Origin of the sequence: Pseudomonas sp. DC1.2 (genome assembly GCF_034351645.1) — a bacterium.
GTDB lineage: Bacteria > Pseudomonadota > Gammaproteobacteria > Pseudomonadales > Pseudomonadaceae > Aquipseudomonas.
On record NZ_CP133782.1, the window covers coordinates 631,106 to 657,983 of the forward strand.

A 26,878-nucleotide genomic window follows, 5' to 3' on the forward strand; every position below is an offset into this window, starting at 1 on the left:
ATCACATCTTAATGCTGGCCAGCCAGCTTGTGTTCCAGGTAGTGGATGTTGACTCCACCTTTGCAGAAACCCTCATCGCGGACCAAGTCGCGGTGCAGCGGGATGTTGGTCTTGATCCCGTCGACAACGATTTCGTCCAGCGCATTGCGCATGCGCCCCATGGCTTCTTCACGTGTTGCGCCGTAGGTGATCAACTTGCCGATCAACGAATCGTAGTTCGGCGGAACGGCATAGCCACTGTACAGGTGCGAATCGACGCGAACGCCGTTGCCACCTGGGGCATGGTAATGCTTGATCGTGCCAGGGCTAGGCATGAAGGTTTTTGGGTCTTCGGCGTTAATCCGGCATTCCAGTGCATGACCGCGAATGACAACGTCATCCTGGGTGAACGACAGTGGGTTACCTGCGGCGATGCTGAGCATCTCCTTGACGATGTCGATGCCGGTGACCATTTCCGAAACCGGGTGCTCCACCTGAACGCGCGTGTTCATTTCGATGAAGTAGAACGCGCCGTTCTCGTACAGGAACTCGAACGTGCCCGCGCCACGGTAGTTGATGTCGATGCAGGCTTTAACGCAGCGTGCGAAGACTTCCTGGCGTGCTTTCTCGTCGATACCCGGTGCTGGCGCCTCTTCGAGAACCTTCTGGTGACGACGTTGCAGCGAGCAATCGCGGTCGCCCAAATGGACAGCGTGGCCCTGGCCATCGGAAAGCACCTGGACTTCCACGTGACGTGGGTTGGTCAGGAATTTTTCCAGATAAACCATCGGGTTGCCGAACGCCGCGCCTGCTTCGGTGCGGGTCAGTTTTGCGAAAGAGATCAGGTCTTCTTCTTTATGCACAACGCGCATACCGCGACCACCGCCGCCGCCAGCGGCTTTGATGATCACCGGGTAACCGACTTCGCGACCAATGCGCAGCGCGGTTTCTTCGTCTTCCGGCAGTGGGCCGTCAGAACCCGGAACGGTTGGAACACCGGCAGCGATCATGGCGTGCTTGGCCGAAACCTTGTCGCCCATCAGGCGAATGGTGTCGGCTTTAGGACCGATGAAGGCAAAGCCGGAGTTCTCGACCTGCTCGGCGAAATCAGCGTTTTCCGCAAGGAAACCGTAGCCAGGGTGAATGGCAGTGGCGCCGGTCACTTCAGCTGCGGCGATGATTGCCGGAATGTGCAGGTAAGACTTTGCCGCGGATGCCGGACCGATGCAGACGGATTCATCCGCCAGGCCCAAGTGCATCAGCTCTTTGTCGGCCGTGGAGTACACGGCGACAGTCTTGATGCCCATCTCTTTGCAGGCCCGCAGAATCCGCAGCGCAATCTCACCGCGGTTGGCGATCAGAACTTTTTCCAACTTCGCAGTCATCAAAGTTTCTCCGCGTTTCAAACGATGGTGAACAGCGGTTGGTCGTACTCAACCGGCTGGCCGTCTTCGACGAGGATGGATTCGATCACACCGCTGGTTTCAGCTTCGATGTGGTTCATCATCTTCATCGCTTCGACGATGCACAGGGTGTCGCCTTTCTTCACGGTCTGGCCGACTTCAACGAAGGACGGCGAGCTTGGTGAAGATTTGCGATAGAAGGTGCCTACCATCGGCGAACGGGCCACGGTGCCGTTCAGAACAGGTGCGGCTGGAGCAGCGGCGACAACCGGGGCGGCAGCAACTGGCGCCGGCGCCGGTGCTTGCATGGGGGCCGGTGCGTAGTACTGCTGAGCCGGGGTTTTGCTGTGACGGCTGATGCGTACGGACTCTTCGCCTTCCTTGATCTCGAGCTCGTCGATGCCGGACTCTTCCAGCAATTCGATTAGTTTCTTAACTTTACGGATATCCATGAATCATCAACTCCCAAGGGTCGGTCAGGGGCGTAACGCTTGTTGTTCAAGCTGTTGCCTGTCTTTCAAGCTGTTCCAGGGCGGCCTCCAGGGCCAGTCGATAACCGCTGGCGCCAAGGCCGCAGATCACTCCCACCGCTACGTCGGAGAAGTAAGAGTGATGGCGGAAAGGTTCGCGTTTGTGCACGTTAGACAAATGCACTTCGATGAATGGGATGCTCACCGCCAGCAGCGCGTCACGTAATGCGACGCTTGTGTGTGTAAAAGCTGCTGGATTGATCAGAATGAAGTCCACACCTTCGCCGCGCGCGGCGTGAATGCGGTCGATCAATTCGTACTCGGCGTTGCTTTGCAGATGGAGCAAATGATGGCCGGCTTCACGCGCACGGCGTTCCAGGTCCTGGTTGATCTGCGCCAGTGTCGTAGCGCCATAGGTGCCCGGTTCACGGGTGCCGAGCAAGTTCAGGTTGGGTCCGTGCAGAACCAGTAGCGTAGCCATCCGCTGTTCCTTGTTATCTGTGTGCAATTGTCAGAACCCGGCGACTATGCCGCAAAGCGTTTATGACTGTCCAGTTCTATGCAATAGCCAACACGATGGGCGATGTTTGCGCGAATTATGTGACTGGGTGATTAAATCCGGTCATTTGCCTTCGCAACACGTTCGGCGAAGTAGGCCGCATTGATCACGAAAGCGGTGTGTCAGACGCGGAATGCTTGAACAGCCGTGTGCAAACGTCCACCCAACACCAATAAGTGCTCCCCTTGCTCGCGCCCCTTGCCGATGCGTAGCAAGTTATTTCCTCCCAATTGGTGAATCCGCTCGCTGTGATCGCGGATTTCGCTGACGGCGCCGCTCTGCTGGGCGGTGACGTCGGCGATGCGCGCGGCGGTGTCAGCAATGGTCTGGATCGCTCCAACGATTTTATCGAGTGCGCCGTCGGCTGCTTGGGCCTGATTGGCCGTGGCCTCGGCGTGTTCGACTTGCGCGCGCATGCCTTCCACTGATTGCCGGGCCGCCGTTTGCAGCCCGGCAATCAAGGTCTGGATCTCGGCCGTGGCGCCGGCGGTGCGTTGTGCCAGTGAGCGGACTTCTTCGGCCACTACTGCAAAGCCTCGGCCCATTTCTCCGGCTCGGGCGGCTTCAATGGCTGCGTTTAGTGCCAGCAGGTTGGTCTGGTCGGCGATCGAGCGAATCACCGTCAGCACGCCGCCGATGGTGGCCGACTCCTCGGCCAAGTGTTCGATCATCTGCGCGTTGCCCTGCACTTCACCGACCAGCGCATGCAGCCCTGTGAGGCTCAGGCCGATCACCTTCTGGCCTTGCTCTACCGCCAGTCCTGCGTTGCGACTGGCTTCGGCGGCGTGGCTGGCATCGCCGGCTACTTGTTGAATGGTGGCTTCCAGTTCGCCGAGGGAATCGCGTATCAATGCCGTATCACCGGCCTGATGTTCGGCGCCGCTGTGCAGATCATTACTCAGTTCTGCCAGGGTGCGGCTGCTGCCGGCGACCTGTTCAGCGTTGAGGCGAATGGTCCCCACCAAGTCCACCAAATAGGCGCGCAAGCGATTGAGCGACGCTTGAATGTCGTGCAGTTCGCGATTGGTCGCGCCCAGTTGAATATCCCGGCTGAAGTCGCCCTCGGCCCAAGTTGAAAGCGCCGGTGCCAGATTGGTCAGCGTCCGTGCCAGGCGCCGCTGCAAGGTATCGATCAGCAGGGCGATCAGCAGTATCAGGCCAATCATCACCCCCTGAATCAGCCGAACTTCACTCTGTATCTGCCCGTGTTGGGCGCGTACCACCGGTTCCAGGCCAGCGATGGCCTGCTGTACGGCGGTGATTTTAAGGTGAGTTGCAGCGCTGAGGTCGGCGCGCTTTTGAATCTGCTCGCGAGTGCGGCTCAGCTCGGCTGGGTAGCGCGTGAGCAAGTTATTGAGTTCGCGCTTAAGACCCACTCCGGCGTCTTCGGTAAGGGTTTTCTCGGTATTCTCCAGGCCCATCATTGCCGCGAAATCACCGGTGTTCGATTCGGTGCTCGCGCTGACGCCTAGCAGCGGCAGGGCGTCCAGTTGTTCGGCCTGAGAGCGAATGCTGGCCACTTCGCGCTCGACATCGGCGGCCAGTTCGCTGCGACCGCTACTGACCAGTTTGTCTCGGGCCAGGGACAGTTTGCCCAAGTGTTGGGACGCGGCGAGTAACGGTGTCAGGTACGCACCATTGCTGATGGCGTACTGGCTGAGTTGATCGAGACTGGCGCCCAATTCTCGCTCGGCTTGCAGCAGCAGCGCTTGCGGGTCACCCGCGAGTTTGCCGGCGGCCAGCAGATCGGTTTTGCTGAACGTTTCGAGGCTCGACAGGCTCGGGCGCAAGGTGTCGCCCAATGCTGTCGGCAGTTCACTGAGTTCCTGCTGCAAGCCATCTATCGCCTGACTGGCGCTGCTCAGGCGCAAGGCATCGCCACTGGACAAGTAGTCCTCGACGTTGCGCGCCACTTGATTTTGAAACTGCTGAGACAGACTGAGGTAACGTTCCATCAGCAGATAGGGCCGCTCCAGGGCTTTTTGTGACCACCAGAGTGTGACGCTGAGGGCCACGCACACGGCGACGAGCAGGAGGGTGTTGAGGTTGGTCAGCAGCTTCAGGCGCATAAAGGGTCTACCAACGGCAGAATGGTAAGCGCCTGAATTTATTGCGTTTGTGTTACAGCGTTATGACCGAACCAGTGGATTCCGGTGAAAAGGTGGCACTTTGCTTTGATTGCCTAGCCGCCTGTACGCGGTTGCGTCCCGCATCTTTGGCGCGGTACAGCGCCTCGTCCGCTTGGCTGGCCATCATCAGGCTGTCGGAGTCTTCGCGCAGGTCCACGACCCCGGCGCTGAATGTGCACCAAAGATCTTGTGGCTGGGCCGGGTAGTGAATCTCGGCAAAGCGCTGACGGATTTCGTCGAGTACCTTGTGGGCCGATTCGATATCGGTGTCTGGCATGACGATGGCGAACTCTTCACCGCCGTAGCGGCCAATGAAGTCAGTTTTGCGCAGTCGTTGCTTGAGGAACAGCGCCAGGCTTTTGATCACCCGGTCGCCCATCGGATGGCCGTGGCTGTCGTTGACTCGTTTGAAATGGTCGATGTCGAGCATCGCAAAGCTCAGTGGCTTGTTCTCACGGCGGGCGCGGAACGTGCAGTCCTCAAGCAGTTGCAGAATGTGGGTGTGGTTGTACAAACCGGTGAGGCTGTCGCGAACCATTCTTGCTTTGAGGTTACGCGCCCGAGCTGCACGGTTGCGCACGGTGGTGATGAGATGTCGTGGCTTGATCGGCTTGGTCAGGAAGTCGTCGCCGCCTTCACTCATTGCGTCGAGCTGTTTATCCAGATCGTCTTCGGCCGACAGGTAAATGATCGGTACGCTGACGTAACGATCATTGTGGCGGATAACTTTCGCCAATTCGGTGCCGGTGCAGGCGGGCATGTACATGTCGAGAATGATCAGGTCAGGCTGAAAATCCGCCAGTTCGGCCATGGCCTGGATCGGTTCAATCAAGGTTCGGGTGACGATGCCGGCGCTATTCAGTAGGCGCTCGGTGTGCAAGGCCTGGGCTCGTGAGTCATCAATGATCAGCACTTTATAAGGTTCGTACTGGGCGACGCAGGTCAGGACTTCGATTTTTTCCAGCAGGCTCGAGGCTTCGAGGGTGCCGGTGAGGAACTCCTGGCCACCGGCGCGCACGGCGGCGAGTCGGGTAGGGGTGTCGGTTTCATGCAGGCTGAAGAACAGCAGCGGCAACGGTTCGTCCAGACCAACCTGGGCTTCGGCAGCCAGTTTCAGGCCAATCCCCGTGCCGCTGAAGTCCACGTCCATGACGATTGCAGCTGGCAGGCGCTCGACCATTGAGGCGCGAAATGCTGCGACGCTGTCGAGGGACTGGGCGCTGAGCCCGAAGAACTCCAGTTGTTTGGCCAGGCGCTCGGCACGGTCATGATCCTGCAGCATCACGTAGATTGGCTTGCGCAGGGGCGGCAGGAAGGTTTGATCAAGATGATCGCCATGGCGCAGACCGGTGCGGGACAGGCGCTGCATCAAGCGATTAAGGTCGGTGATCAGGCCGCTGCTCAAGCGTCCGCGATTAGCGTCCACGGCCTCTAGCGATTGGCCGATATGGCGCGCCAGTTGACAGTGTTCCGGTTGTTCGAAGCGCTCGGCAAAGCGCAGCAGGCGCAGGTTAGCCTCGCTCAGTTCGGACAAATCGGTGGTGGACCACTCACTGCGTTGCAGGCGCTGCCATATCTCAAGAATTTGACGTGCTTGATGAATTACCCGCTGGGCAAAATGGTGCTTGAGGCGCTCACGGCTGGGGTCTTCTGGCTCGGTCATATCCTGACTACTAGTTAGGGTGCATGCTGAGATCGACTGGTGGCTCTATGCTAGCAGTTCTTTTCGGTCGTATGAGTGTCGTATATCAATAATATGTAAAGCGACATCATTCAGTTTGTGACTGGCAGGTATTGTTTAATAGGCCGCTGGCGGACTGATCCTGGCACGTAGAGTGTTGCAGGACCGTTCCTATTGGTTTCAACGCAATATCCTTACCTCTTGAGAGTGTTGTCCGTCAGGCAATTCTGATTTTCCTTCGGCATGATTCGGACTGGCGTTGCCGCTGTTAGGGTTCAGGGACTCCCCTGGAAGCCGTTCACTAATCATGACCCTGTGTTTCAAAGAGCAACCTTGCGATAAACAGCGCCTTAGCCACAACAGCACCCCTGTGGCTGACTGTGAATGCAAAGAAGTGCGGCTTTATGGCAGTAAAACCTTGGTCACTGATGTGCCGATTCTTACGTGCTCAGGCCTCTGGCGTCACTACCAGCGCGAGGCAGAGGAGATTGTTGCACCGAATGGGATATTGATCGTCGATTCGCTGGCACGTAATCGAGCGATTAATGCTGCTTACGCTCGATTGTGGCTACACGATCCGCGATTTCAATGGGCCGCGCTGGCGGCATTTGCCTCCAAACAGGTCGGCTGCGGATTGCTGCATGCGGCAGACAGCGTCGAACGTATTCGCGACGAGCGTGATACTCGGCAGCGTATGCTTGGCCAACGACGTGGTCTCGGCCTGCATACGCCCGGCCGGAAGTCTGAGCATGCCGAGGCAATGCGCGACTATAAGGACGCGGCTGCACGCAATCCTTTCCCCTCTTTGGATCTCCACTCAGCAGGGGAAGATCTGTCGCTGGTGCAACAACAATTGCGCCACGTACACGACATGATGGCGTTGGGTAATACCACCTTGTTTCTGGATGTTTTTCCGCTGCACGCCTTTTATGCCAAGCGCGGGTTCAAGGAACTGGATCAGTGCCTAGGCGCGCGAGCGGGAATTTACGGGCATCCGACGTTCCCGGTGCTTTGGCCGGTCGGCCAAGGGAAGCTCACTTTTGGGCGAGATTACACCGAGGTTTTGCAAGCCTTTGCGGCTTTAGAGTCCGGTGATCTGGCCGGCAGCGTGGAGCTTCTCGCGTGGCACGAGCAGTACAACATCCTCCAGCCAGCAATTTACAAGGACCGCCAATTGGTGGCCTTGCTGCGTGGCAACCATGCCTCCTACGTGACCGGTTTTCCTTCCGGCGTGGCCCAGGCAATCGAGTTGACGCTCACCAGCCAATGCCAGCGTGTTGAGGATGGCCGCACCATTGGTTTTGATAACCACCCGCTGGCAGACTTGTCGGACATCAATCAACGAATGCCTTTTGTGCTGCGGGCTGCAGCCCGCTTCGACGAGATGTTGCGGGACGCAAACCAGTCTTCGTTGGAACACTCTATTCGGGAGATTGCGGCGGGGGGCGGGCAGTCATGACCTTGTCGTGGCTCGCGGGGCGAGGTTGGCGGCAGGCATTGCTGATTATTTTCAGTGTGTTCGCGGTGTGTTGGGCAATTGACGTGCTCTCGGATGATCCTGAAATCGCTCTGGAAATGGGCGGTACCTACGAAGACCTGCACAAGCGTTCTTCCGCTTCCTTTAGCCCGTTGATACGCGGGCATTCCTGGTCCGGTATTCCCGCGACCGATGCGCGATTGCGTTTCATCGACCCGCAGTACGCATTCGTTACGCCCCTGGCGCGCTTTTTCGCTGTTGGATTTGACGACAACGTGATTAGAAGCATCCGCATGTCCCCCCAAGTCGAGCCGCTGTTGCTCGATGATGCCTTGAAGGTTGCGCTGGATTTGCAGGAGCAGTGGCGTCAGGGCGGATGGCGGGTTGCCGGACCGAGAATCTATCCGCCCTTTGCCGACACACCGGCATGGCGGACGCGGTTACAAGACGTAAACCTGGACGGAAAAACCTACTGGAAGGCGGGTGAAAAATACCAGGTTGCGATGTACATGAACCGTTTTAAGGACGACAAGCGCCCTAACGAAGAGCGCTATCTGATTACCCTCTCGATAGGCAAGCCGTGGACATCTTTCGATGCTGATGAGTGAGCCGGGAGTGAGCCTGCGATCCCGCCACCCCAATGGTGGGCGACCAATATCAGACGCTGCTGCGTCTGGGACGACTCAAAGCCCCCGGATATCCCACCGAAGAACGCTGCTTCATCAGCCTGGCACTCGCTAAACCCTGGGTACCTGTCGATGAAATCGAAGACCAAGCCGATCCCGTGATTTTTAGCCTCCAACCCCAGTAACAAGGAACCCCGCCATGCCAACCCCTGCCTTCATGACTCTCCTTGGTGAAACACAAGGTCTTATTAGCGCCGGCGCCTTCACCGAAGCATCGGTGGGTAACATTTACCAGTTGGGGCGTGAGGACCAGATCATGATTCAGGCCCTGAGCCATGGCATTTTTGTACCCAGAGGTTCGGGCGCGGGCTGCCGGATGCACAAGCCCTTGATCATCACCAAGGCGATCGACAAGTCTTCGCCGCTGATCAATATCGCGTTGTGTTCCGGGGAGCTGCTCAGTAAGTGTCGTGTCGAGTGGTATCGCACCTCGGCTCACGGCACGCAGGAACATTTCTACACGATGGAGCTGGAGGACGCGGTGATCATCGGCGCCGAAATACTCATGCCGCATTGTCAGGACCCCGGCACCGCTCACCTGACTCAGCTGGAAAAGGTCCACTTCAGTTACCGGCGCATCTGTTGGCGGCATGAAATCAGCCGGACCATGGGTTCCGATGAGTGGAGTACCGAGGCACAGGCATGAGGCTGATCAATACGTTCCAGCTGTGCGCTTGGGAACGCCAGCAGGCGTATTCCAGCGAGGAAGCCGTGGAACATGTTCGCCAGGCCTTGCACGATCACCCACCCATCGCAGGCCTCGACGAGTTGCGTGCTGGCTTGCTGATCGATATCGACAGCGAGGTGCTTGATCAGGTTGAGCGCGGTGAGTGGTGTTTGATCAAGCCTGAAGCTGACTACGGTGACTGGGTGATGCCGGTGCGGACCTTTGATCAAAAAATCATGCTGTTGATGAAGAATCCGCCCGTCCAGCCCTCACGATCTCCAAGGATTTTCCGTCTCGTTGACAGCGTAACGGGGGAACCGCTGGAGCGGCAGCGTTACATCGCGACCTTGGACGGGCAGGCCGTCCAGCGCTCTACCGATGGTGAAGGCATTGCTCATCTTTTTACGCCGGACGAAGTGCGGCAAATTTCCATGGAGGTCATAGGCGCTAGCGCGAGCATGGACGTTTGAGTTCATTGGCATCCATTGCGGCCAGTGAGTCGGTAATTTTTCAGGATTACCCCTACGGCGGGTGCCGGCCAAAGGCACGTTGTTGTATGGTTGTGGTCGAATCGACGAACTCAAGTGATTGAAAGGATATCGCCATGCTGGACTGGAAGAACCGCGCGGGCAGTGCGCCTGAACGTGCCGCTGAACCGAAATCGGCCACCCGCAGTTACTTTGGTGGCCTGTTGTTCAGTCGGGCACTGGCCACTCTGATTGGCCTTTATCTGTTACTGACCATTGGCCTGGGCATTTACTGGAGCGAGGAGCCTGCGCTATTTCCGGTCCAGCAGAACGCCCAGATGGCCGCCGAGAAAGACGGTCGACAGATGGTCGTCGGGTACACCACGGTAGAAACCCTCAAAGCCGTGGCTGGCACGTTGCTAAACAAGCCGGGCGGCTATATTTCCAACGACCGTTTCCCGCCGGGCCTATGGCTGGACAACATGCCGAGCTGGGAATATGGGGTGCTGGTCCAGGTTCGTGACCTGACGCGTGCTTTGCGTAAAGACTTTGCCCGTTCGCAGTCGCAATCCGCAGAAGATACCGATTTGGCCAAGGCCGAGCCACGCTTCAACTTCGATAACAAGAGCTGGGTTTTGCCGTCCAGTGAGTCGGAGTATCAGGAAGGTATCAATTCCTTGAGCCGCTATCAGGCGCGCCTGTCCGACCCTGCGCAGAAAAATGCCTTGTTCTACGCTCGCGCTGACAACCTCAACAACTGGTTGGGCGATGTCGGCACCCGCTTGGGTTCGCTGTCGCAACGGCTGTCGGCGAGTGTTGGTCGGGTCAAACTCAATACGTCGCTGAAAACCGAAGTCGTGGTTCCAGGTCAGGTGCCGCAAGTTGACGAAGAAATCGTCGAAACCCCGTGGTTGCAAATCGATAACGTGTTCTACGAAGCGCGTGGCCAGGCTTGGGCGTTGTCCCATCTGCTAAGGGCTATCGAGGTCGATTTTGCCGATGTGCTGGCCAAGAAGAACGCCACGGTCAGCGTGCGCCAGATCATTCGTGAACTGGAAGCGTCGCAACAGCCGGTCTGGAGCCCGATGATCCTTAACGGCAGCGGCTTCGGCATCCTCGCCAACCACTCGCTGGTCATGGCTAATTACATCTCCCGGGCGAACGCCGCAGTGATCGATCTGCGTCAGTTGCTCAATCAAGGTTGAGCCATGACCGATAACACCCGAGAGGCCGCACACCGCGCAGCCTCCGACGCCGAACAGATCGCTTGGGTCGACGAGCAGGACAATCTGCTCGGCGCCCTGGTGCGCAGTGACCTGCGCGAGCGCGGGCTGATCGGGCGCGGCACCTACATCATGCTGTTCAATTCGGTCGGTGAGCTGTGCGTGCATCGACGTACCTTGAGCAAAGCCATCTATCCCGGTTTTTGGGATGTGGCCGCGGGAGGCATGGTGCTTGCGACCGAGACCTACGCCGAATCGGCGGCCCGTGAGCTGGAAGAGGAACTGGGGGTGAGCGGTGTTGAGCTGACGGCTCATGACCATTTCTTCTTTGAAGACACTGGTAATCGCCTGTGGTGTTCGGCGTTTTCGGCCGTGTGGGACGGGCCTCTGGTCCTTCAGCCTGAAGAAGTGCTCGAGGCGCGCTTTGTCACCATTGATCAAGTCATGCAGGAAATCACGCACAAGCCTTATTGCCCGGACTCTCTGGCCGCGTTGAAGCGCTATCTTCGAGCGCGTGAACAGCACGTCGCAAAAGAGGCATAAATTGGCGCCGATTGGCTCTTAGCAAGTCGGCTTTTTGCCGTTACACTGCGCGACCTTTTAAAACTGGACCGTCAATGTACGGTGCAGTAGCGCTGCCCCTGCCTGAGTGGGGCTTCGCGGTCGATGGCATCTGCCCCAGTTGCCGCGATCAGTCTTTGTCCTCCCAAGAGGATTGCCGGTGGCCAAAAAAGCCGCATCCTTCGCCGCCCTTGGTGGCCTGGTATTTTCTACTGACGCAGGTCGTCACTGCCCCGATTGCAGCAAACCGGTGGACGCCTGCGTCTGCAAGCAGACCATTATCCCGGCCGGCGACGGCGTCGCTCGTGTGCGCCGCGAAAGCAAGGGCCGTGGTGGCAAGACGGTGACGACCATCACCGGCGTGCCGTTGGCAGAAGATGCGCTCAAAGACCTGGCCACTGCGTTGAAGAAGCGTTGTGGAACGGGGGGTGCGTTGAAAGACGGGATCATCGAGATCCAGGGCGATCATGTCGAGCTACTCTTGGCGGAACTGATCAAGCAGGGTTTCAAAGCGAAGAAGTCCGGCGGCTAGCAGCCTCTGTGAAAACCACCCTCGGCTTGATCCAGTCCTGACTCTATTTTGGCCTGGCGTCGTCTACATGGTTTTCACAGAGCCTGTTTTGACCGGTTTCTAAACTCAGCGCTGCAACCGGGGTCTATCCCCTCGTCGCAGACTAATCGTCATTTTTATCCTTTAGACTGCGCCGGCCTGAACCCAGGCGACGCTTTATGACTTCTTTATAGGGGACTTCAATGTCCGTAAGACGCACACGCAAAGACGATGGCAGCCAATGGACAGTTGCGGACAGCCGCAGCGTTTACGGGATTCGCCATTGGGGGGCCGGGTATTTCGCGATCAGTGACGCCGGTCGCGTCGAAGTTCGTCCGAACGGTCCGACCAGTTCGCCTATCGACCTGTTCGAGCAAGTCGACCAGTTGCGTAAAAGCGGCTTGTCCTTGCCATTGCTGGTGCGATTCCCCGATATCCTGCAAGACCGCGTGCGTCAGTTGACCGGCGCTTTCGATGCGAACATCGAACGTCTGGAATACCAGAGCAAGTACACCGCGCTGTACCCGATCAAGGTGAACCAGCAAGAAGCGGTGATTGAAAACATCATTGCCACCCAGGACGTGTCCATCGGTCTGGAAGCTGGCTCCAAGCCCGAGCTGCTCGCCGTGTTGGCCTTGGCGCCCAAGGGCGGCACCATCGTCTGCAACGGTTACAAGGACCGCGAGTTCATCCGCCTGGCCTTGATCGGGCAGAAGCTGGGTCACAACGTATTCATCGTCATCGAGAAAGAATCCGAAGTCGGTCTGGTGATCGAGGAAGCGGCGGCGCTCAAGGTCAAGCCGCAGGTCGGCCTGCGCGTCCGTCTGTCGTCCCTGGCGTCGTCCAAATGGGCTGACACGGGTGGCGAAAAATCCAAATTCGGCCTGTCGGCGGCGCAGTTGCTGTCGGTAGTCGAGCGCTTTCGCGCGGCGGGTCTGGATCAAGGCATTCGCCTGTTGCACTTCCACATGGGGTCTCAGATTGCCAACCTGGCGGATTACCAGCACGGCTTCAAGGAAGCGATCCGCTACTACGGCGAACTGCGCAACCTTGGCCTGCCAGTGGACCATATCGACGTCGGCGGCGGTCTGGGTGTCGACTACGACGGTACGCATTCGCGTAACGCCAGTTCGATCAACTACGACATGGACGACTACGCCGGTGTCGTGGTTGGGATGCTCAAGGAATTCTGCGATGCGCAGAACCTGCCGCACCCCAATATCTTCTCCGAGAGCGGCCGCTCCCTGACTGCCCACCATGCCATGCTGGTGGTCCAGGTGACCGACGTTGAGAAACATAACGACGACGTGCCGCAGATCGATAACAAGGAAGAACTGCCGGAAACCGTGCAGTGGCTGGTCGATCTGTTGGGCCCCACTGACATCGAGATGGTCACCGAGACCTACTGGCGCGCCACTCACTACATGAGCGACATCGCCACCCAGTACGCCGATGGCAAGTTGACCCTGGCCGAAAAAGCCTTGGCCGAGCAGTGCTACTTCGCCGTGTGCCGCCGCCTGCATAACTCATTGAAGGCCCGTCAGCGCTCCCACCGTCAGGTGCTCGACGAACTCAACGACAAGCTCGCCGACAAGTACATCTGCAATTTTTCGGTGTTCCAGAGCTTGCCGGATACTTGGGCCATCGGCCAAGTGTTGCCGATCCTGCCGCTGCACCGTCTCGACGAAGAGCCGATGCGCCGTGCGGTGCTGCAAGACCTTACGTGCGACTCCGACGGTAAGATCAAGCAGTACGTCGATGAGCAGAGCATCGAAACCAGCCTGCCGGTACACGGATTGAACGACGGCGAAGACTATTTGTTGGGAATCTTCCTGGTGGGTGCCTATCAGGAAATTCTGGGCGATATGCACAACCTGTTCGGTGACACTGACTCGGTCAACATCTATCAGAACGCCGACGGCAGTGTGTATCACGCCGGTATTGAAACCCACGACACGATCGAAGACATGCTGCGCTACGTGCATTTGTCGCCGGAAGAGCTGATGACTCACTACCGCGACAAGTGCGCCAGTGCACGCATTACACCTGCTGAGCGAACCCAGTTCCTCGACGCGCTGCGTCTGGGCCTGACCCGCTCGTCTTACCTGTCTTCTTGAGATAGGTTTTTGTTCTCATCGGGTTGTCTGAAAATGTACCGTTTGCTGCGGAAATTTCAGAGAACCTGATGCGATACCTCTTTTTTTTTCAATGAAATACCTGGCATCGCAAACTATTAAAGTGATGCGGTCCTCTTTTTGTGTAGGTCATTTCCTAAGTTGTACTTCGGCACTCTACTCAGCCTTGTCTCTCAGCGAGAATCTCCGGCCGTCCCTCCTGTAGAGAATCGCCGATGTTCGATCCAGTCAACGAGCCTTCATTTCGTCTGGATATAGCGGGTCTGCCTGACCCCTTTGAGGTCTTGGCCTTTACCGGTAGTGAAGCCATCAGCGAACCGTTCCTGTTCGATGTGGATTTGCTGATCAATGACCTGACGCTCGACCTCGCAAGTTTGCTGTACCGCCCGGCGTTCTTGCATTTCGGTGCCGCGGGAAATGGTATTCACGGACACTTGTATGAACTCGTCCAGCGAGCGCATGGCGCCAGCGCCGGGCTTTGCCGAGTGCGACTGGAGCCAGCACTGGCTTCTTTATCCCAGCGTTTCACTCAGCGCGTGTTCAGCGGACGCTCCGTACCGCAGATACTCAGTCAGGTGCTCAGGGAACACGGTATTGCGGGCAAGGACCGACGGTTTGAGCTGACGAACGACTACCCTCCCCGTGATTTCTGCACACAGTACCGGGAGTCGGATTTGCAGTTTCTCCAGCGGTTGTGTGCCGAGGAGCGGCTTCATTACTACTTCGAACATCGTCTGCGTGGGCACTGCCTGGTCTTCGGCGACGGCGAAAGAGCCTTTTGCCTGGGTGACGCGTTGCTCTTTCAGGCCGCGAGCAAGGACGGCGACCTGTGCCGGTTCAACGTGCAGAAACGCACGCAAACCGATTGTCTGGAGGCGCAAGCCACGCAAATCGCGCAGGTTGCCGAAGGCCAGACGGGGCTGGAGACCCTGCGCAGCGGTCGGGTAATGGGGTTATCCGGGCATCCGTGTTCCGAGTGGAACGCTCTCTGGCTGCTCACCCGAGTCGAGCATCAAGCGGACGCGGGGTTGAGGCCTGCCTATCACAACCGAATTTATGCCGTGCCTTGGGGCGCCTCATTCCTCACCCCGTTTGTGGGTGCGAAGCCCGACATGCAAAGCCTGCAAAGGGCATGGGTGGTAGAGGTCGATGAGTCGCCACCCGATCCCTCCCGGCCGGTTGCCGTGCAGTTTGACTGGCTCTACCAGGGTGAAGGCGCTAGGCCGAGCCACTGCTGGCTGTCTTTGGCGCCTTCACTGTGCAACGACGGTGTATCGCCACTGGCGGCAGGCTGCGAAGTGGTGGTGAATTTCATTGAGGGTGATCCGGATCAGCCACTGATCACCGGGGTTTTTCACCGCATGTCATCGCTCGACAAACCGCCGACTTGCGCCCCGTTGCCCGTCAGTTTAGAAAATGAGGGGCTGGGCCTGCTGGGCCTGCTGCGTGCGAGTGAGCCCTTGGTGCTGCTGTGCCTGCTACCCGGCGGAGGCAGTTTCAATCATTGCGTGCAGGCCGTCTGTGTCTGTCGGGCGGCAACGCAACTCGGTCAGAGTGGTGTCGCATGATTTCCCTCCAGGCACGTGACCCTGTCGCGCAATGGGTGTTGCTGGATGTGCCGGGAACTGCGCAGGCAGCGGCCCGGTTACGCCGCGAGTTTGCCCATGCCCGAGGCTATTGGCTGTTCGAGGGCACCGAGTGGCACGCCGTGCGTGAACATGGGCCGTTGCTGGTGGATTTGCGCACCTGCCCGGTACTCGCCGACCTATGCTTCAGCGAGCCAGAGGCATGGCGTGGATTGCTGATGGTCAGCGAGGCGCCGTCGCTGCCACTGCTGGAGCATTTGCGCCGCATGCTGACCGTGACCTTTGGCCTGCATCACCGAGCCCTGTTGAGCTATTACAACCCGCACACCGCGAGTTATTTTTTTGATGCCTGCGATGCGCTTGAGCTGAGTCGCTGGCTGGGGCCGATCAGGCAGTTGTGCTGGTTCGGCGGAACCTGGGCCGATCAGGCCATCGGCAGTCAGGGCTGGCAGCAGTTGCACAATCCCGGGCTGGCGGTCAGTCCGTTGGCGATTGAAGAAAACCTCAGCGCCGGTCAGCGGGAAAAATTGCAAACCTGTGTGCTTGAGCAACATGCCTGTCACTGGAGTCGATCGACAGGGACCGATTACGCTGCCCTGTGGTCCCATCTTCAGGAAGGCCTGGCGCAAGGATTCAGTGAGCGAACGGTACTGGATGACTGGTTGTGGCTACGCTTGCAGTATCCCCAAGCTGAACTGATGCAATCGCTGCCCGGACAAACCCCACTGGAACGCCTCGAAAGACTGCGCATTGGGTGGCAGAACGATCAACCCCGAACATGAGGTCTTACATTGATGGCGAACAGGATTTGGCGGTTGTTCAGTTTGGTAGCAGGTGGGGTGGTGTTGGCTGCGTTGACCGCGTGTTCACCGCTGAAAATGCTCAATGCGCTGACTCCGCAAGGCTCCTTCGACAAGACGGAGGGTATTTCCTATGGCAGTGATCCGCGGCAAAAACTCGATGTGTATGTGCCCCGGCATCCGATGGCAAACGCCCCGGTGGTGGTTTTCTTTTATGGCGGCAGTTGGAACAGCGGTTCACGTAGCGATTACAGCTTTGTCGGCGAGGCCTTGGCGTCCCGCGGAATCGTCGCGGTCCTGGCGGACTATCGACTGTATCCGCAGGTACGTTACCCCCTGTTTCTTGAGGATGGCGCCCGCGCCGTGGCATGGACCCATGAGCATATTCGGCAGTTCTCCGGTAACCCCCAGCGGCTGTACTTGATGGGGCACAGCTCGGGCGCCTACAACGTGGCGATGCTGGCACTCGATCCGACGTTGCTGGGCGCGGTGGGCATGTCGCCACATGACCTCAGTGGCTGGATCGGCCTGGCGGGGCCGTATGACTTCTTGCCGATCAATAATCGTGACGTGCGCCCGGTGTTTTTCTGGCCCGACTCACCCCCGCAGTCCCAGCCGATCAATCACGTCAGTCGCGGCGCTCCGCCGGCCCTGCTGATGGCCTCAAGGGATGATGACCTGGTCAATCCGACGCGCAACACCGGTGGGCTCGCGCAGAAACTGCGGGAGGCCGGGGTGCCGGTCCAGGATTTGTATTTCTCGCGCACCAGCCACGCGACGTTGGTGGCAACGCTGTCCCGGCCCATGCGTCGTCTGGCGCCCGTGCTGGACGAGGTGACAGGTTTCGTCAGGGACACGCCGACTCAATAAGCTTTGCCCGCAAACCAGCCGTCGTTCTTGCGCAGGTGCCAGGCGATGGCTGACAGCGTAAGGCTGCGCAGCAACATGAACAGCAAAAACGTTATCCACAACCCATGGTTGCCCAACCCTTGCAGCGCCCAGGCAAAGGGCAGTAACAGCAGCACCGTTAACAGCATGCCGTTGCGCATCTCCTTGGCGCGGGTGGCACCGATGAACAGCCCGTCCAGCAGGTAGCTCCATACGGCGATCAAGGGCAGGGCGGCGAGGTAGGGCAGGTAGACGAATGCGGTGTCGCGCACACTCTGGATGTTGGTCTGCATCTCAATGAACAGGTGTCCGGCGAACAGAAACAGCAGGGCAAACCCCACGCTTGCCAGTAACGACCAGCCGCAGGCCACGACCAGTGAACGGCGCAGCGCTTTACGGTCGCGAGCACCGATGGCATGCCCGCACAGCGCTTCGACGGCATGGGCCAGGCCATCGAGGGCGTGGGCGGTCAGCAGCAAACCATTGAGTAGCAGCGCGTTGGCGGCGACCGTAGCGTCACCCAGCCGCGCGCCTTGTACGGTGATCAGGAAAAACACCGATTGCAGCGCCAGACTACGAATGAAGATGTCGCGGTTGACCGCGAGCAGCGGCCGCCAGCTCTGCCACAAGGCCAGGGCGGCCCAGGCAATGTGGCCGGGATAGGCCCGCAGCGCCTTGCGCGTCAGGACCAGACCGACCAGTGCGCCGGTCCACTCGGCGATCACCGAAGCCCGAGCAGCGCCGACCACCCCCCAATCCAGTCCGAGGACAAACCACAGGTTCAACGCAATGTTCACCAAGTTAGTGCTCAGCAGAATCGCCAGCGGTGCCCGTGCGTTCTGAGTCCCGAGGAACCAGCCCACCAAGGCATAACTGGCCAGAGCTGCCGGCAAGCCGAACAACCGGGTGTGGAAGAACTCGCGGGTCAACTGGTCGAGTTCCGCCGAGGGTTGCATGAAGTGCAGCGCGACGCCGCTCAGCGGCACGCCCAGCGCCCCGAGTAGAATGGCCAGCCCCATGGACAGCAACAGCCCCTGCAAGAGAATCTGCCGCAGCGCAGCCCCATCTTCGCGCCCGGCTGCCTGCGCGGCGAACCCGGTGGAGCCCATGCGCAGAAAGCCCATGGCCCACGCGAGAAATGTATACAGACTCGCCCCAACGGCCACGGCACCCAACTGATGGGCATGGGGCAAGTGCCCGATAACGGTGCTGTCGACCAGCGCCACCAGTGGTACGGAAATACTCGACAGAATCATCGGCGCAGCGAGCGCCCAGACCCGGCGATGGGTAGGGCGGTCGCGCCAGTCGGCGATCAGGTTGGTCATGCGGGCTCCTTGGAGGAGCGAGGATTGTAGCGACACATCGGGCAGGCGCCGCGACCTATTATGAAATGGACGGTGCTAGTGAATGATCCAGCTCAGCAACCACAGGCCCAGCAGCAACCAGATGACCCCGGCGATGATCGATGCATTCATGAACGCTCGAATCGCCGACCACAGCAGCATCAGCCCGAGAATCAACGCGACGATGCTGATGATCGACGTGTCCATGCCCAATGCGCGGGACAGCCCTTCGACAAAGTTGCCGCCGGCATGGCTAAGGATAGTGAATAGGCCACTGAGGCCGTCGACGATAAAGCGAATGACCGAACCGATTGCCTGGCCGAGCCATTCGAAGAAACTTTCTACCTGCATGTGGGTGTCCTGATGAAAGAGGTGGCAGGGTTGCCGGACCTGAGCCTTTGGCCATTGATCGCGGTGCCGAGTTCCCTGCAAGCATAGAGGGTTTGGATCGTTCCTACGCTAGCGCGTGTCAAAGCCCTACCGAACACGCTTGGGACGCGCAGCCCCTTCGCTGGATTCCTGCGCATAGCGGGGCAACGATCAGCGCCACTTGCCTTCATCCGCCATCCCCACGAAGCTATACGCCTTCAGGAGAGCCCGATGAACCTTGTTGAACTGACCGAACGCCTGCACACCCTCCGTGACCGCAATGACTGGCGGCCCTTTCACAGCCCGAAAAATCTGGCCATGGCGGCAAGCGTGGAAATGTCCGAGCTGGTGGAGATCTTCCAATGGCTGACCGAAGACCAATCGCGTCGGTTACCGGCAGACAAACTCGCCCACGCCGGGCAGGAAATCGGCGATATCGTGCTCTATCTATTACTGATGTGCAGCGAGTTGGGGTTGGACATGAATGAAGTGGTGCGCAGCAAACTCGCGGACAGCGAACGGCGGTTCAGCTGATGGGGGATCGTCATTTCGATCAGTTGGCGACCCGCTTCGCCGAAAAAATCTATGGCGGTGCCAAAGGCGCAATCCGTCTGGCGGTGCTTCAGGCCGACCTGGCCGAAACCCTGCCTGATCGACCGCTGCGAGTGCTGGACATCGGCGCCGGTCTTGGCCACATGTCGTTATGGCTGGCCCAACGCGGTCATGACGTCACCTTGGCCGAACCCGCGGCGCCGATGCTCGAAGGCGCCCGCCAACGTTTCGCTGACGCCGGCCAGACCGCAACGTTCATTCAGGCGCCCTGGCAGGAACTGCTCGGCCAACTCACCGAACCTTACGACCTGGTGCTGTGCCACGCCGTGCTGGAATGGCTGGCCGAACCTCATGCGATCCTGCCGGTATTGCATCAACTGACGACGAAAGACGGCTGGTTGTCCCTGGCGTTCTACAACCGCGATGCGCTGATTTACCGCAACTTGCTCAAGGGCCATTTTCGTAAGATGCGCAAGAATGACATGGCCGGAGAGAAACAGAGCCTGACGCCGCAGCAGCCGCTTGATCCACGGGAACTGGCGGCGCAGCTTGAGGGCTTGTGGCAGGTTGAAACCCAGAGTGGGGTGCGGGTTTTTCACGACTACATGCCGGTAGAATTCCAGGCCCGCGCCGAACTGGTGGACTTGCTGGAAATGGAACTGGCGCACCGCCGTCACCCAGGTTTTGCCGGGCTTGGGCGTTACTTGCACTGGATTTGCCGGCCGGTTTGATCGGAGAGCGAAATGAAAGCGCGTTCAGGTTTACTGCTGATCTGTCTGGGGTTGGCGGCCTGCGAGGGCAGCAACCCGTACATTGCCACGTCCAACCCTTTGCCGCCGGCACCACCGCAGGCGGCCAACACGTTTGATCGCAGTGCCTACCCGGCGGCGCCGCGCGACTACGCACGTTATCGCAGTTGGGCCTGGCTCAATGGGCGCCTGCCGCCAGGCAGTGCTTGGGCGGACTCGGCCCAGATTGCCGAAGCCGTTGGCAACGCCCTCGATCAGCGTGGCTTGCGTCCGTTGCATGACAATCGCCCGGCTGACGTGTTCGTCAGCGCCGACCTGCACCTGGAAACCCGTCTGCGTCAGGTTCAGGACGATTACGGTTACGGCGGCTCTGGCGGTTACAACCGCTACGGGAATGGCTACGGCATGTACAACACAGTGCCGATTGTTCGCACCTACCAGGAACAGGTCGTAGTGGTGCGGGTCGATCTGTTCGACGCGGGCTCCGGGCAACCGGTGTGGAGTGCCAGCGCCGAAACGGCCAACCAGGGCAAGCAGAGTGAGCGTGCCGATGCCATCCGCGAAGCTGTCGAAAAAGCCCTGTCGGCGTATCCTCCCAGTTAGTTTGTGCCGTTCAGAGGCACTGCACAGGTTCATGTTTTCAACCGGAGAAAACCCATGTTCCGCCGTCTCGCTCTATTGGCTATGGCCGCGCTGCTCAGTGCTTGCGCGGGCAATCAGGTCAACCATGATTTTGATGCCAGCCGCGACTTCGCGGCTTATCGCAGTTGGAGCTGGAAAGAACCTGCGCTGCAATACCGCCCTGATGATCCACGGATCCGCAGCGACCTGACCGAACAGCGCATTCGCCAATCGGTTGCCGATCAGCTGGATCAGCGAGGTTTGCGTCCGGCACCGGCTGGCGCCAAGGGTGATGTGAACGTACAAACCTACCTGATCGTCGAAGACCGCCAGCAACAAGTGACCACCAACTATGGCGGTGGTTGGGGCGGCCCGTGGAATGGTTACTGGGGCGCACCGATGTACAACGAAACCCGCAACATCACCTACAAAGTGGCCACCCTGCAGATTGATGTGCTTGATGGCAAGGACGGCAAACTGGTGTGGCGTGGCAGCGACGAGCAACTGTTCAGCAGCTCGCCGAACCCGACGGATCGCAGCACAGCGATACGTGAAACGGTGAGCCGAATTCTGTCTAACTACCCACCAAAATAAATACGGCGCCCCGAAAGGGCTTTCGATAACGGCTCAGGTGGGTCGCCAGCAACCTGCGCAAGCCGCGTCTACACTGTTTTCATCAATGGAGGCAACGCTCGGCGATGAGCCGGCAAAGGAGTGCGGCATGTCGCCCGGTTCGCAAATTTGCGGCGCTACCCGGCAACGCGGGGCTATCGGTTTGATGGCGGCAATGACGCTGAGCCTGGCGCTGGTGTTGATGCTGCTGGTGATCGACACGGGCCGGCTGTATATGGAGCAGCGCAAATTGCAGCGCGTGGTCGACACGGCCGCGCTGGAGGCTGTCAGTCGCGGTGGTACGTGCCTTCCTGGCCTCACCGCCGCCAGTTACGCCAGTCAAAGTGCAACGCGCAACGGCTTCACCGTTGACGCCAATGACACCCTCTCCACCACCTGCGGCACGCTGCTGACTGCACCCACCGGCCTGCGCACGTTTAACGTTGATGCCACTCAGTCGGTGGCAATTAAAGTGGTTGCCAGCCGCAGCCTCACCACCAGTTTCGCCGGGGCAGTGCAGGCTCTGTTCAGCGGCACGTCGGTCAGTTTGAACACGCAGCTCAATGCCAGTGCGGTGGCGGCCAAACCGCAGTCGAGCATCGCCCAGTTGAGTATTCGCAGCACGCTGGTCAGCGTCAGCACGGCACAGTCAAACATCCTTAATCCGCTGTTTTCAGGGTTGCTAGGGGGTAACGTCAGCCTCACGACAGCAGGCTGGACCGGGTTGCTCAACACCAACATCGACCTGCTCGACTATTTGAACCAGTTGGCGATCAACCTCAACGTCACCGCCGGTAATTACAGCCAGTTGCTCAATACCCAGGCCTCGGTCACTCAGTTGATTCAGGCCGCGGCCACGGTGGTCCAGCTCAACGGAGCAACCGCGGATGTGCTCAGTGCTCTGGGTAATCTGCAAGTGGCGGCGATCAATGCCAGCCCGGTCAAACTGGGCGATATTTTGCAACTGCAAACCGGCACTGCCGCGGCGGGGCTGGACGCCAATATTCAATTACTGCAACTGATGCAAGCGGTGGTGCAACTGGCCAACGCCAACAGTGCCGTGGCCGCCACTTTGCCGGTCAGCGTGCTGGGGCTGGTCAATGTGACCGTGCGGGTCAAGGTGATCGAGCCACCGCAGCTCTCCGCCATCGGTGACCCGGCCCTGGCCAAGGCCAGCCCACTGGGGCCCAATCGTATTTACGTGCGCACAGCTCAGGTGCGCACGATGTTGTCGGTGAACCTGCCGGTCTTAACCGGCGTGCCTGGCCTGGCCAATGCGGTGCTGGGACTGGTAGGGCCATTGACCCCGACCCTCAACGGCCTGCTGGGCCTGAACCTGGCGGCGACGCTCAACTCGGCAGCGTGCCTGCTCGGCGCGGGCTGCCAACAACTTGACCCAATATTGCTGCCGTCGCCCGAAATCGACATCAGCCTCGATGCTGGCGGCGCCATCAGCTATGTGACCGATTACAGCTGTCCGGTCGGCGGCATCACCGGTAGCAAAAGCCTGACCGCTCGTACCGTCAGCTCGATAGCGGACCTCAAACTCGGCACGATCAACCCGGTGAACGCCTTCTCATCATTAGCCGAACCCACCGTCACGCCGCTGCCGCTGATCGATATCGGTATCTGGACTTGCCACCAAGTACTAGGCGTCGGCAGTTGCGGGCCGGCGCGAACCGCCTTCGCCGCCGGCGGCATCGCAATCATGGCTAATACCAGCGTCGGGAATAACACGCAGGATCTGGTGTTTTCCAGTACCACGCCCTTCGCGACGCCGCCGAATCTAAAACTGCCACCGAGTATTATGTCCGTGGCCCCGACCAACAATATTGTGGCCAGCCTCGCCAATACGCTGTCGGGTATCAATCTGGTTGTCTATCAACCGGTGGGGGGTAACCCGCTGGGAGCGGCCGTTGCTGGCGGCGGCAGTCTTATTAACGGCGTCAGCGCTATTCTCCAGCCGTTGATCACCAACCTTGTGAGCCCACTGCTTGATCCGTTGCTGAACAACCTGCTCAATAATCTGGGCATCAACCTGATGGACGTGGACGTTGGCGCCAACATGACTTGCGGCCAGACCGGCGTAGCTTATTTGGTGATTTAAACGTCCAGGATAATCGGCAACTCGATACAGAACCGGGCACCCTCGGTCGAGTTCGAAACACTCAAACGTCCACCCATGTTCTCGACGATGCCATAGCTCACCGATAACCCCAAACCCGTGCCGACACCCACCGGTTTGGTGGTGAAAAACGGTTCGAAAATTCGCTCCAGCAAACGTGCATCGATGCCGCCGCCATTGTCCTCGACCCACAGCCGGACATAACGTTCGTCGCGCTCGGCGTAGAGCGAAATCCACGGTTTTAACTCATGGTCGGTCTCGCGTTTGCTTAGCAACGCGTCACGGGCGTTGACCATCAAATTGATCAGCACCTGTTCGAGTTGATCCACGTAACCTCGCACGTGGACTGTAAAACCGATCTCGCTGACCCGTAAATCCACGCCTTTACCGCGCATGCCTTCGGCTAGCAACGACAGCGTGCCTTCGATCGCATCGGCCGGGTTGAACGGGTGCTGTTCTATTTCCGAGCGACGACCGAATACCCGCATGTGGTCCACCACACGGGCGGCGCGCTGTACCTGCGCGTCGATACGGTTGAGTTTTTCGGTCAGGTAATCGATTTGTATATCGCCATTGCCGAGGCGCTTAAGCACATTGACGATGGCCATGCGCATCACGTTCAGAGGCTGGTTGATTTCATGCGCCAAGCCTGTGGCCATTTCGCCCAGGGTGGCCATTTTCGCGCTTTGCGTGAGTTGTTGCTGGGAACGCCGAACCTCCGTGTTGTCGCGGCCCACCGCTTGCACTTCTACCAATTGCCCTTGTTCGTCGAACACCCCGCGATCTGACCAGACCCACCATGCATGTTCGCGGCCGGGTAATTGCAGGCTGATTTCTGCCGTGTTGACCGGCCGTTCCGGGCTGAGCTGGTGGATCCGCTGGACAAAGGCTTCGCGCTGCTCATCGGACATCCAGCTGCCCAAGTTGACCCCAGGCAGTTGCTCCGGCGCGCACTCCATATACGTTGCCAAGGGCCGGTTGCCGAAGGTCAGTGTCAGGTCAGGCCGGTAGCGGCAAATCATTGCAGGGGAATCTTCGACGAGCATTCGATAACGCTCTTCGCTGTGCTTCACCTGCTCGGCGGCCAGGGTCGCTTCCGTGACGTCAAGCCATAGGCCGACAGCTTCCACCGGCAGCCCGAGGTCGTCGCGCAGCAGCTTGGCTTCGTCCAGTAACCAGTGGTAATCGCCATGGCTGTCGAGCAGGCGATAGCGGGCGCGCACTGTGCCTTCGCGCAGCAGTTGCCGGGTGCGTTCGAAATAGCGGTCGCGGTCGTCAGGGTGGACCCGCTGCGCCAGTGCTTGGGCATTGCAGTCGTTGAGGTTCCAGCCCAGCAATGGTTGAAGGCTGGCGCTGAAAAATGTCGGCAGCAGCGCACCTTCCACATAGCGCTGCACATAGATCACGGCCGGTGAACTGGCGATCAGGTTGTCCAGCCGGGCATGCGCGGCGGTGGCTTGCTGCTGCTGGTTCTTGATATCGCTGATGTCTAGCATGAACCCGACCAGTCGCCGGTGTTCGCCGGCACCGATCGCTTGTCCCTGCAACCTGTACCAGCGCGGGTTCTGTGCCGCGTCGCTGCGGTGCAGGCGCACGCACAGCGTCAACGCCTCGCCTTGTTCTTGCAAGGCCTTGAGCCGGCTGCGCAGTTCTTCACGATCGGTGGGATGGATCTGTAACAGCCAGTCGTCGAACGCCAGCCTGGGATTGTTCAAGGCCAAGGCGCTGGCCAGAGACGGCGCCAGCAACACTTCGTCACTGACATCGAAGGCCTCCCACCAGCCGGTGCCCAGCAGTGCTTGCAACGACTCCATGCGCTCCAGTTGCAGATGATGCTGTTGTTCACGCAAGCGACTGAGCAAAGGACTGGCCAGCGCACTCACCAGCATCAGCCAGTCGCGATCACTCAGGCCAGGCGCAGGCTCCTGCACCGGATAAAAACCGCACAGCAACCATGCGGCGACGCCTCGATCATCGCTGTACGGCACGGCGAAACCCTCGGCGTTGCCGAAGATCGCCTGCACGCGCAGGTGTTCATTCAGGCCATGACGGGCTCCGAGGTGCTGGAGAGTGGTGCCGTTCAGGCTGTCCAGGCTTGTACCCAATCGTTGGCCGTCCTGCCATAAAGACGGGGCGTCATGCGCATTGAACTGGCGGTAAATTTGCCAGCCCTGTTCCTGTTCGTCGAGCAACGCCAGGGCCACGCAGGGCAGGTGCCAGCGCTGGGCGATGGCGTGTAATTGTTCGCCGACGATCACTGGCAATCGAGACAGACTACAGGCACGCAACTGCTCGCTGATCTGTCCGGCCATCCCTTGGCAGGCATCACGGCTGCGCGCCTGCTGGCGTTCGCGTAACAGGTCGGCGATGTCCATCAGTTGCAACAACCACCCTTGGGGCATGGGCTGAACCCAGCCTCGCAGGTGAAGCGTCTGGTCTCCCAGCCCGGAAAAGTCCAAGTCCAGCATCTGCCCCTGCCAATCGGCAGGCGGGCCTTCGAGCGGCAGCGTGCTGTGGGGCAACACATAGTGGTGTAGGTGCAACGGCTGTTCATGGGGCCCGTGTTGAGCCAGCAACAGGCGTAGCGGTCCGGCAATTTGCAACACATGGCCTTCGTGGTCCAACTGCACATGCAGGCCCATGGATTGCGCAGCGATATGTTCGGGCGGATCGGCGGCCAGGGGCGTGCGCTTGAGCAGGCGGCCGAAGAGGTTGTCACTGGATGTCAAAATTGCATGCTCGATGTGGCGCTTAAGGTCGTCGGCAAGTTGGGTACGGTGCCTACCCCTGGCAATACCAGAAACGGGATGACTTGATTCAATTTGCTGGTGGGGTAATTCACGCTGACGGTCAGCGTACCGGTGGTGGTGCTGTAGGTCGTGGTTGTGTCAACGCCAATGACCAGGTTCAGGGGGGCGGGCATCCACGACAGTTGTTGTTGCAGCGCGGTGTTCGCGGTGTTGACCAGGACCGTTTGATAGTTGGCGGTGGTCGGGTCCACCGCGACGCCGCGACGCACCGCCTCCGAAGTTGCCTCGTTGAAGGACTGCATCAGCAACAACGGCAGGCTGTAACTGACCAACCCATAAAACACGGCGAAAAAAATCACGAACACGAGGGCGAATTCAATCGCCACCGCGCCTTTTTGCGTTTTGGGGAGGCCTGCTTTCATGAGTGCGTCTACCCTGACGGTCACTGTGTAATTTCAGCATAGAATCATTCAGCGAAAACGGACGGTTTTTAGCG

25 protein-coding genes are annotated in these 26,878 nt (G+C 59.2%); 16 read left to right on the forward strand and 9 right to left on the reverse strand.

Features of this window, described 5'->3' with window-relative positions; genetic code table 11:
• Positions 1-8: 8 nt before the first annotated feature.
• The 5 genes from accC to gcbA all read right to left on the reverse strand — a co-directional run bounded on the left by accC (position 9) and on the right by gcbA (position 6,203).
• Entirely contained in the window at positions 9-1,364 is a 1,356-nt protein-coding gene (accC, locus tag RHM68_RS02715) for an acetyl-CoA carboxylase biotin carboxylase subunit (protein ID WP_322220418.1), read from the reverse strand.
• Between the two features lie 17 nt (positions 1,365-1,381).
• The gene (accB, locus tag RHM68_RS02720; protein WP_322220419.1) at positions 1,382-1,834 is read right to left on the reverse strand and encodes an acetyl-CoA carboxylase biotin carboxyl carrier protein; all 453 of its coding nucleotides are present in this window, start codon (positions 1,832-1,834) and stop codon (positions 1,382-1,384) included.
• A gap of 46 nt (positions 1,835-1,880) precedes the next feature.
• Positions 1,881-2,333, reverse strand: coding sequence for a type II 3-dehydroquinate dehydratase (gene aroQ / locus RHM68_RS02725; protein WP_201189370.1), 453 nt, complete (start codon positions 2,331-2,333; stop codon positions 1,881-1,883).
• A gap of 200 nt (positions 2,334-2,533) precedes the next feature.
• Entirely contained in the window at positions 2,534-4,480 is a 1,947-nt protein-coding gene (locus RHM68_RS02730) for a methyl-accepting chemotaxis protein (protein WP_322220420.1), read from the reverse strand.
• A gap of 52 nt (positions 4,481-4,532) precedes the next feature.
• On the reverse strand, positions 4,533-6,203 hold the full coding sequence (gcbA, locus tag RHM68_RS02735; RefSeq protein WP_322220421.1) for a diguanylate cyclase GcbA: 1,671 nt from the start codon (positions 6,201-6,203) through the stop codon (positions 4,533-4,535).
• Positions 6,204-6,528: 325 nt separating this feature from the next.
• On the opposite strand from gcbA, the gene RHM68_RS02740 reads away from it, so the two are divergent.
• The 11 genes from RHM68_RS02740 (at position 6,529) to RHM68_RS02790 (ending at position 17,243) form a co-directional block, all read left to right on the forward strand.
• Positions 6,529-7,680, forward strand: coding sequence for a DUF2515 family protein (locus tag RHM68_RS02740; RefSeq protein WP_322220422.1), 1,152 nt, complete (start codon positions 6,529-6,531; stop codon positions 7,678-7,680).
• Complete coding sequence (locus tag RHM68_RS02745) at positions 7,677-8,306, forward strand: hypothetical protein (protein WP_322220423.1); 630 nt, start codon at positions 7,677-7,679, stop codon at positions 8,304-8,306. The genes RHM68_RS02740 and RHM68_RS02745 overlap by 4 nt, the downstream gene beginning before the upstream one ends.
• 217 nt (positions 8,307-8,523) lie before the next feature.
• A complete protein-coding gene (locus tag RHM68_RS02750) occupies positions 8,524-9,030 on the forward strand; it encodes an Hcp family type VI secretion system effector (protein WP_322220424.1) in 507 nt (168 codons plus the stop codon).
• Positions 9,027-9,521 carry a hypothetical protein gene (locus tag RHM68_RS02755; RefSeq protein WP_322220425.1) on the forward strand — a complete coding sequence of 165 codons (495 nt, stop codon included), beginning with the start codon at positions 9,027-9,029 and terminating at the stop codon, positions 9,519-9,521. The genes RHM68_RS02750 and RHM68_RS02755 overlap by 4 nt, the downstream gene beginning before the upstream one ends.
• A 134-nt stretch (positions 9,522-9,655) precedes the next feature.
• Positions 9,656-10,723: a DUF2333 family protein gene (locus tag RHM68_RS02760; protein WP_322220426.1), complete on the forward strand. Its 1,068-nt coding sequence runs from the start codon at positions 9,656-9,658 to the stop codon at positions 10,721-10,723.
• 3 nt (positions 10,724-10,726) lie between these two features.
• On the forward strand, positions 10,727-11,284 hold the full coding sequence (locus RHM68_RS02765; protein WP_322220427.1) for an NUDIX hydrolase: 558 nt from the start codon (positions 10,727-10,729) through the stop codon (positions 11,282-11,284).
• 178 nt (positions 11,285-11,462) lie between these two features.
• Entirely contained in the window at positions 11,463-11,834 is a 372-nt protein-coding gene (locus RHM68_RS02770; RefSeq protein WP_322220428.1) for a translation initiation factor Sui1, read from the forward strand.
• A gap of 221 nt (positions 11,835-12,055) precedes the next feature.
• A complete protein-coding gene (speA, locus tag RHM68_RS02775; protein ID WP_322220429.1) occupies positions 12,056-13,969 on the forward strand; it encodes an arginine decarboxylase in 1,914 nt (637 codons plus the stop codon).
• Between the two features lie 233 nt (positions 13,970-14,202).
• The gene (locus RHM68_RS02780; protein ID WP_322220430.1) at positions 14,203-15,555 is read left to right on the forward strand and encodes a type VI secretion system Vgr family protein; all 1,353 of its coding nucleotides are present in this window, start codon (positions 14,203-14,205) and stop codon (positions 15,553-15,555) included.
• Positions 15,552-16,355, forward strand: coding sequence for a DUF4123 domain-containing protein (locus RHM68_RS02785; protein WP_322220431.1), 804 nt, complete (start codon positions 15,552-15,554; stop codon positions 16,353-16,355). Before RHM68_RS02780 ends, RHM68_RS02785 begins: the two co-directional genes overlap by 4 nt.
• A 12-nt stretch (positions 16,356-16,367) precedes the next feature.
• Positions 16,368-17,243, forward strand: coding sequence for an alpha/beta hydrolase (locus RHM68_RS02790; protein ID WP_322220432.1), 876 nt, complete (start codon positions 16,368-16,370; stop codon positions 17,241-17,243).
• Here the strand turns inward: RHM68_RS02790 and RHM68_RS02795 are convergent.
• Together RHM68_RS02795 and RHM68_RS02800 are read right to left on the reverse strand one after the other, a co-directional pair.
• Positions 17,237-18,586, reverse strand: coding sequence for an MATE family efflux transporter (locus tag RHM68_RS02795; RefSeq protein WP_322220433.1), 1,350 nt, complete (start codon positions 18,584-18,586; stop codon positions 17,237-17,239). The genes RHM68_RS02790 and RHM68_RS02795 overlap by 7 nt on opposite strands.
• Before the next feature lie 75 nt (positions 18,587-18,661).
• Positions 18,662-18,955, reverse strand: a complete 294-nt coding sequence (locus RHM68_RS02800) for a hypothetical protein (RefSeq protein WP_322220434.1) — start codon at positions 18,953-18,955, stop codon at positions 18,662-18,664.
• A 249-nt stretch (positions 18,956-19,204) separates the two neighbouring features.
• Here RHM68_RS02800 and RHM68_RS02805 point away from each other — a divergent pair, with 249 nt between their 5' ends.
• From RHM68_RS02805 to RHM68_RS02825, 5 genes are all read left to right on the forward strand, one after another.
• A complete protein-coding gene (locus RHM68_RS02805; protein WP_322220435.1) occupies positions 19,205-19,507 on the forward strand; it encodes a nucleotide pyrophosphohydrolase in 303 nt (100 codons plus the stop codon).
• Positions 19,507-20,256, forward strand: coding sequence for a methyltransferase domain-containing protein (locus RHM68_RS02810; protein WP_322220436.1), 750 nt, complete (start codon positions 19,507-19,509; stop codon positions 20,254-20,256). The genes RHM68_RS02805 and RHM68_RS02810 overlap by 1 nt, the downstream gene beginning before the upstream one ends.
• Before the next feature lie 12 nt (positions 20,257-20,268).
• A complete protein-coding gene (locus RHM68_RS02815; protein ID WP_322220437.1) occupies positions 20,269-20,877 on the forward strand; it encodes a DUF4136 domain-containing protein in 609 nt (202 codons plus the stop codon).
• A gap of 54 nt (positions 20,878-20,931) precedes the next feature.
• Positions 20,932-21,489: a DUF4136 domain-containing protein gene (locus RHM68_RS02820; RefSeq protein ID WP_322220438.1), complete on the forward strand. Its 558-nt coding sequence runs from the start codon at positions 20,932-20,934 to the stop codon at positions 21,487-21,489.
• 127 nt (positions 21,490-21,616) lie between these two features.
• Complete coding sequence (locus RHM68_RS02825) at positions 21,617-23,614, forward strand: pilus assembly protein TadG-related protein (RefSeq protein WP_322220439.1); 1,998 nt, start codon at positions 21,617-21,619, stop codon at positions 23,612-23,614.
• Here RHM68_RS02825 and RHM68_RS02830 read toward each other — a convergent pair.
• On the reverse strand, positions 23,611-26,361 hold the full coding sequence (locus tag RHM68_RS02830; RefSeq protein WP_322220440.1) for an ATP-binding protein: 2,751 nt from the start codon (positions 26,359-26,361) through the stop codon (positions 23,611-23,613). The two genes, RHM68_RS02825 and RHM68_RS02830, sit on opposite strands and share 4 nt — an antisense overlap.
• The gene (locus RHM68_RS02835) at positions 26,358-26,804 is read right to left on the reverse strand and encodes a TadE family protein (RefSeq protein ID WP_322220441.1); all 447 of its coding nucleotides are present in this window, start codon (positions 26,802-26,804) and stop codon (positions 26,358-26,360) included. The genes RHM68_RS02830 and RHM68_RS02835 overlap by 4 nt, the downstream gene beginning before the upstream one ends.
• Positions 26,805-26,878 lie beyond the last annotated feature (74 nt).

Bases quoted from the DNA above. Each gene is read 5' to 3' on its own strand.
- accC (WP_322220418.1), bottom strand. From the start codon at position 1,364: ATGACTGCGAAGTTGGAAAAAGTTCTGATCGCCAACCGCGGTGAGATT.
- accB (WP_322220419.1), bottom strand. From the start codon at position 1,834: ATGGATATCCGTAAAGTTAAGAAACTAATCGAATTGCTGGAAGAGTCC.
- aroQ (WP_201189370.1), bottom strand. From the start codon at position 2,333: ATGGCTACGCTACTGGTTCTGCACGGACCCAACCTGAACTTGCTCGGC.
- RHM68_RS02730 (WP_322220420.1), bottom strand. From the start codon at position 4,480: ATGCGCCTGAAGCTGCTGACCAACCTCAACACCCTCCTGCTCGTCGCC.
- gcbA (WP_322220421.1), bottom strand. From the start codon at position 6,203: ATGACCGAGCCAGAAGACCCCAGCCGTGAGCGCCTCAAGCACCATTTT.
- RHM68_RS02740 (WP_322220422.1), top strand. From the start codon at position 6,529: ATGACCCTGTGTTTCAAAGAGCAACCTTGCGATAAACAGCGCCTTAGC.
- RHM68_RS02745 (WP_322220423.1), top strand. From the start codon at position 7,677: ATGACCTTGTCGTGGCTCGCGGGGCGAGGTTGGCGGCAGGCATTGCTG.
- RHM68_RS02750 (WP_322220424.1), top strand. From the start codon at position 8,524: ATGCCAACCCCTGCCTTCATGACTCTCCTTGGTGAAACACAAGGTCTT.
- RHM68_RS02755 (WP_322220425.1), top strand. From the start codon at position 9,027: ATGAGGCTGATCAATACGTTCCAGCTGTGCGCTTGGGAACGCCAGCAG.
- RHM68_RS02760 (WP_322220426.1), top strand. From the start codon at position 9,656: ATGCTGGACTGGAAGAACCGCGCGGGCAGTGCGCCTGAACGTGCCGCT.
- RHM68_RS02765 (WP_322220427.1), top strand. From the start codon at position 10,727: ATGACCGATAACACCCGAGAGGCCGCACACCGCGCAGCCTCCGACGCC.
- speA (WP_322220429.1), top strand. From the start codon at position 12,056: ATGTCCGTAAGACGCACACGCAAAGACGATGGCAGCCAATGGACAGTT.
- RHM68_RS02780 (WP_322220430.1), top strand. From the start codon at position 14,203: ATGTTCGATCCAGTCAACGAGCCTTCATTTCGTCTGGATATAGCGGGT.
- RHM68_RS02785 (WP_322220431.1), top strand. From the start codon at position 15,552: ATGATTTCCCTCCAGGCACGTGACCCTGTCGCGCAATGGGTGTTGCTG.
- RHM68_RS02790 (WP_322220432.1), top strand. From the start codon at position 16,368: ATGGCGAACAGGATTTGGCGGTTGTTCAGTTTGGTAGCAGGTGGGGTG.
- RHM68_RS02795 (WP_322220433.1), bottom strand. From the start codon at position 18,586: ATGACCAACCTGATCGCCGACTGGCGCGACCGCCCTACCCATCGCCGG.
- RHM68_RS02800 (WP_322220434.1), bottom strand. From the start codon at position 18,955: ATGCAGGTAGAAAGTTTCTTCGAATGGCTCGGCCAGGCAATCGGTTCG.
- RHM68_RS02805 (WP_322220435.1), top strand. From the start codon at position 19,205: ATGAACCTTGTTGAACTGACCGAACGCCTGCACACCCTCCGTGACCGC.
- RHM68_RS02810 (WP_322220436.1), top strand. From the start codon at position 19,507: ATGGGGGATCGTCATTTCGATCAGTTGGCGACCCGCTTCGCCGAAAAA.
- RHM68_RS02815 (WP_322220437.1), top strand. From the start codon at position 20,269: ATGAAAGCGCGTTCAGGTTTACTGCTGATCTGTCTGGGGTTGGCGGCC.
- RHM68_RS02820 (WP_322220438.1), top strand. From the start codon at position 20,932: ATGTTCCGCCGTCTCGCTCTATTGGCTATGGCCGCGCTGCTCAGTGCT.
- RHM68_RS02825 (WP_322220439.1), top strand. From the start codon at position 21,617: ATGTCGCCCGGTTCGCAAATTTGCGGCGCTACCCGGCAACGCGGGGCT.
- RHM68_RS02835 (WP_322220441.1), bottom strand. From the start codon at position 26,804: ATGAAAGCAGGCCTCCCCAAAACGCAAAAAGGCGCGGTGGCGATTGAA.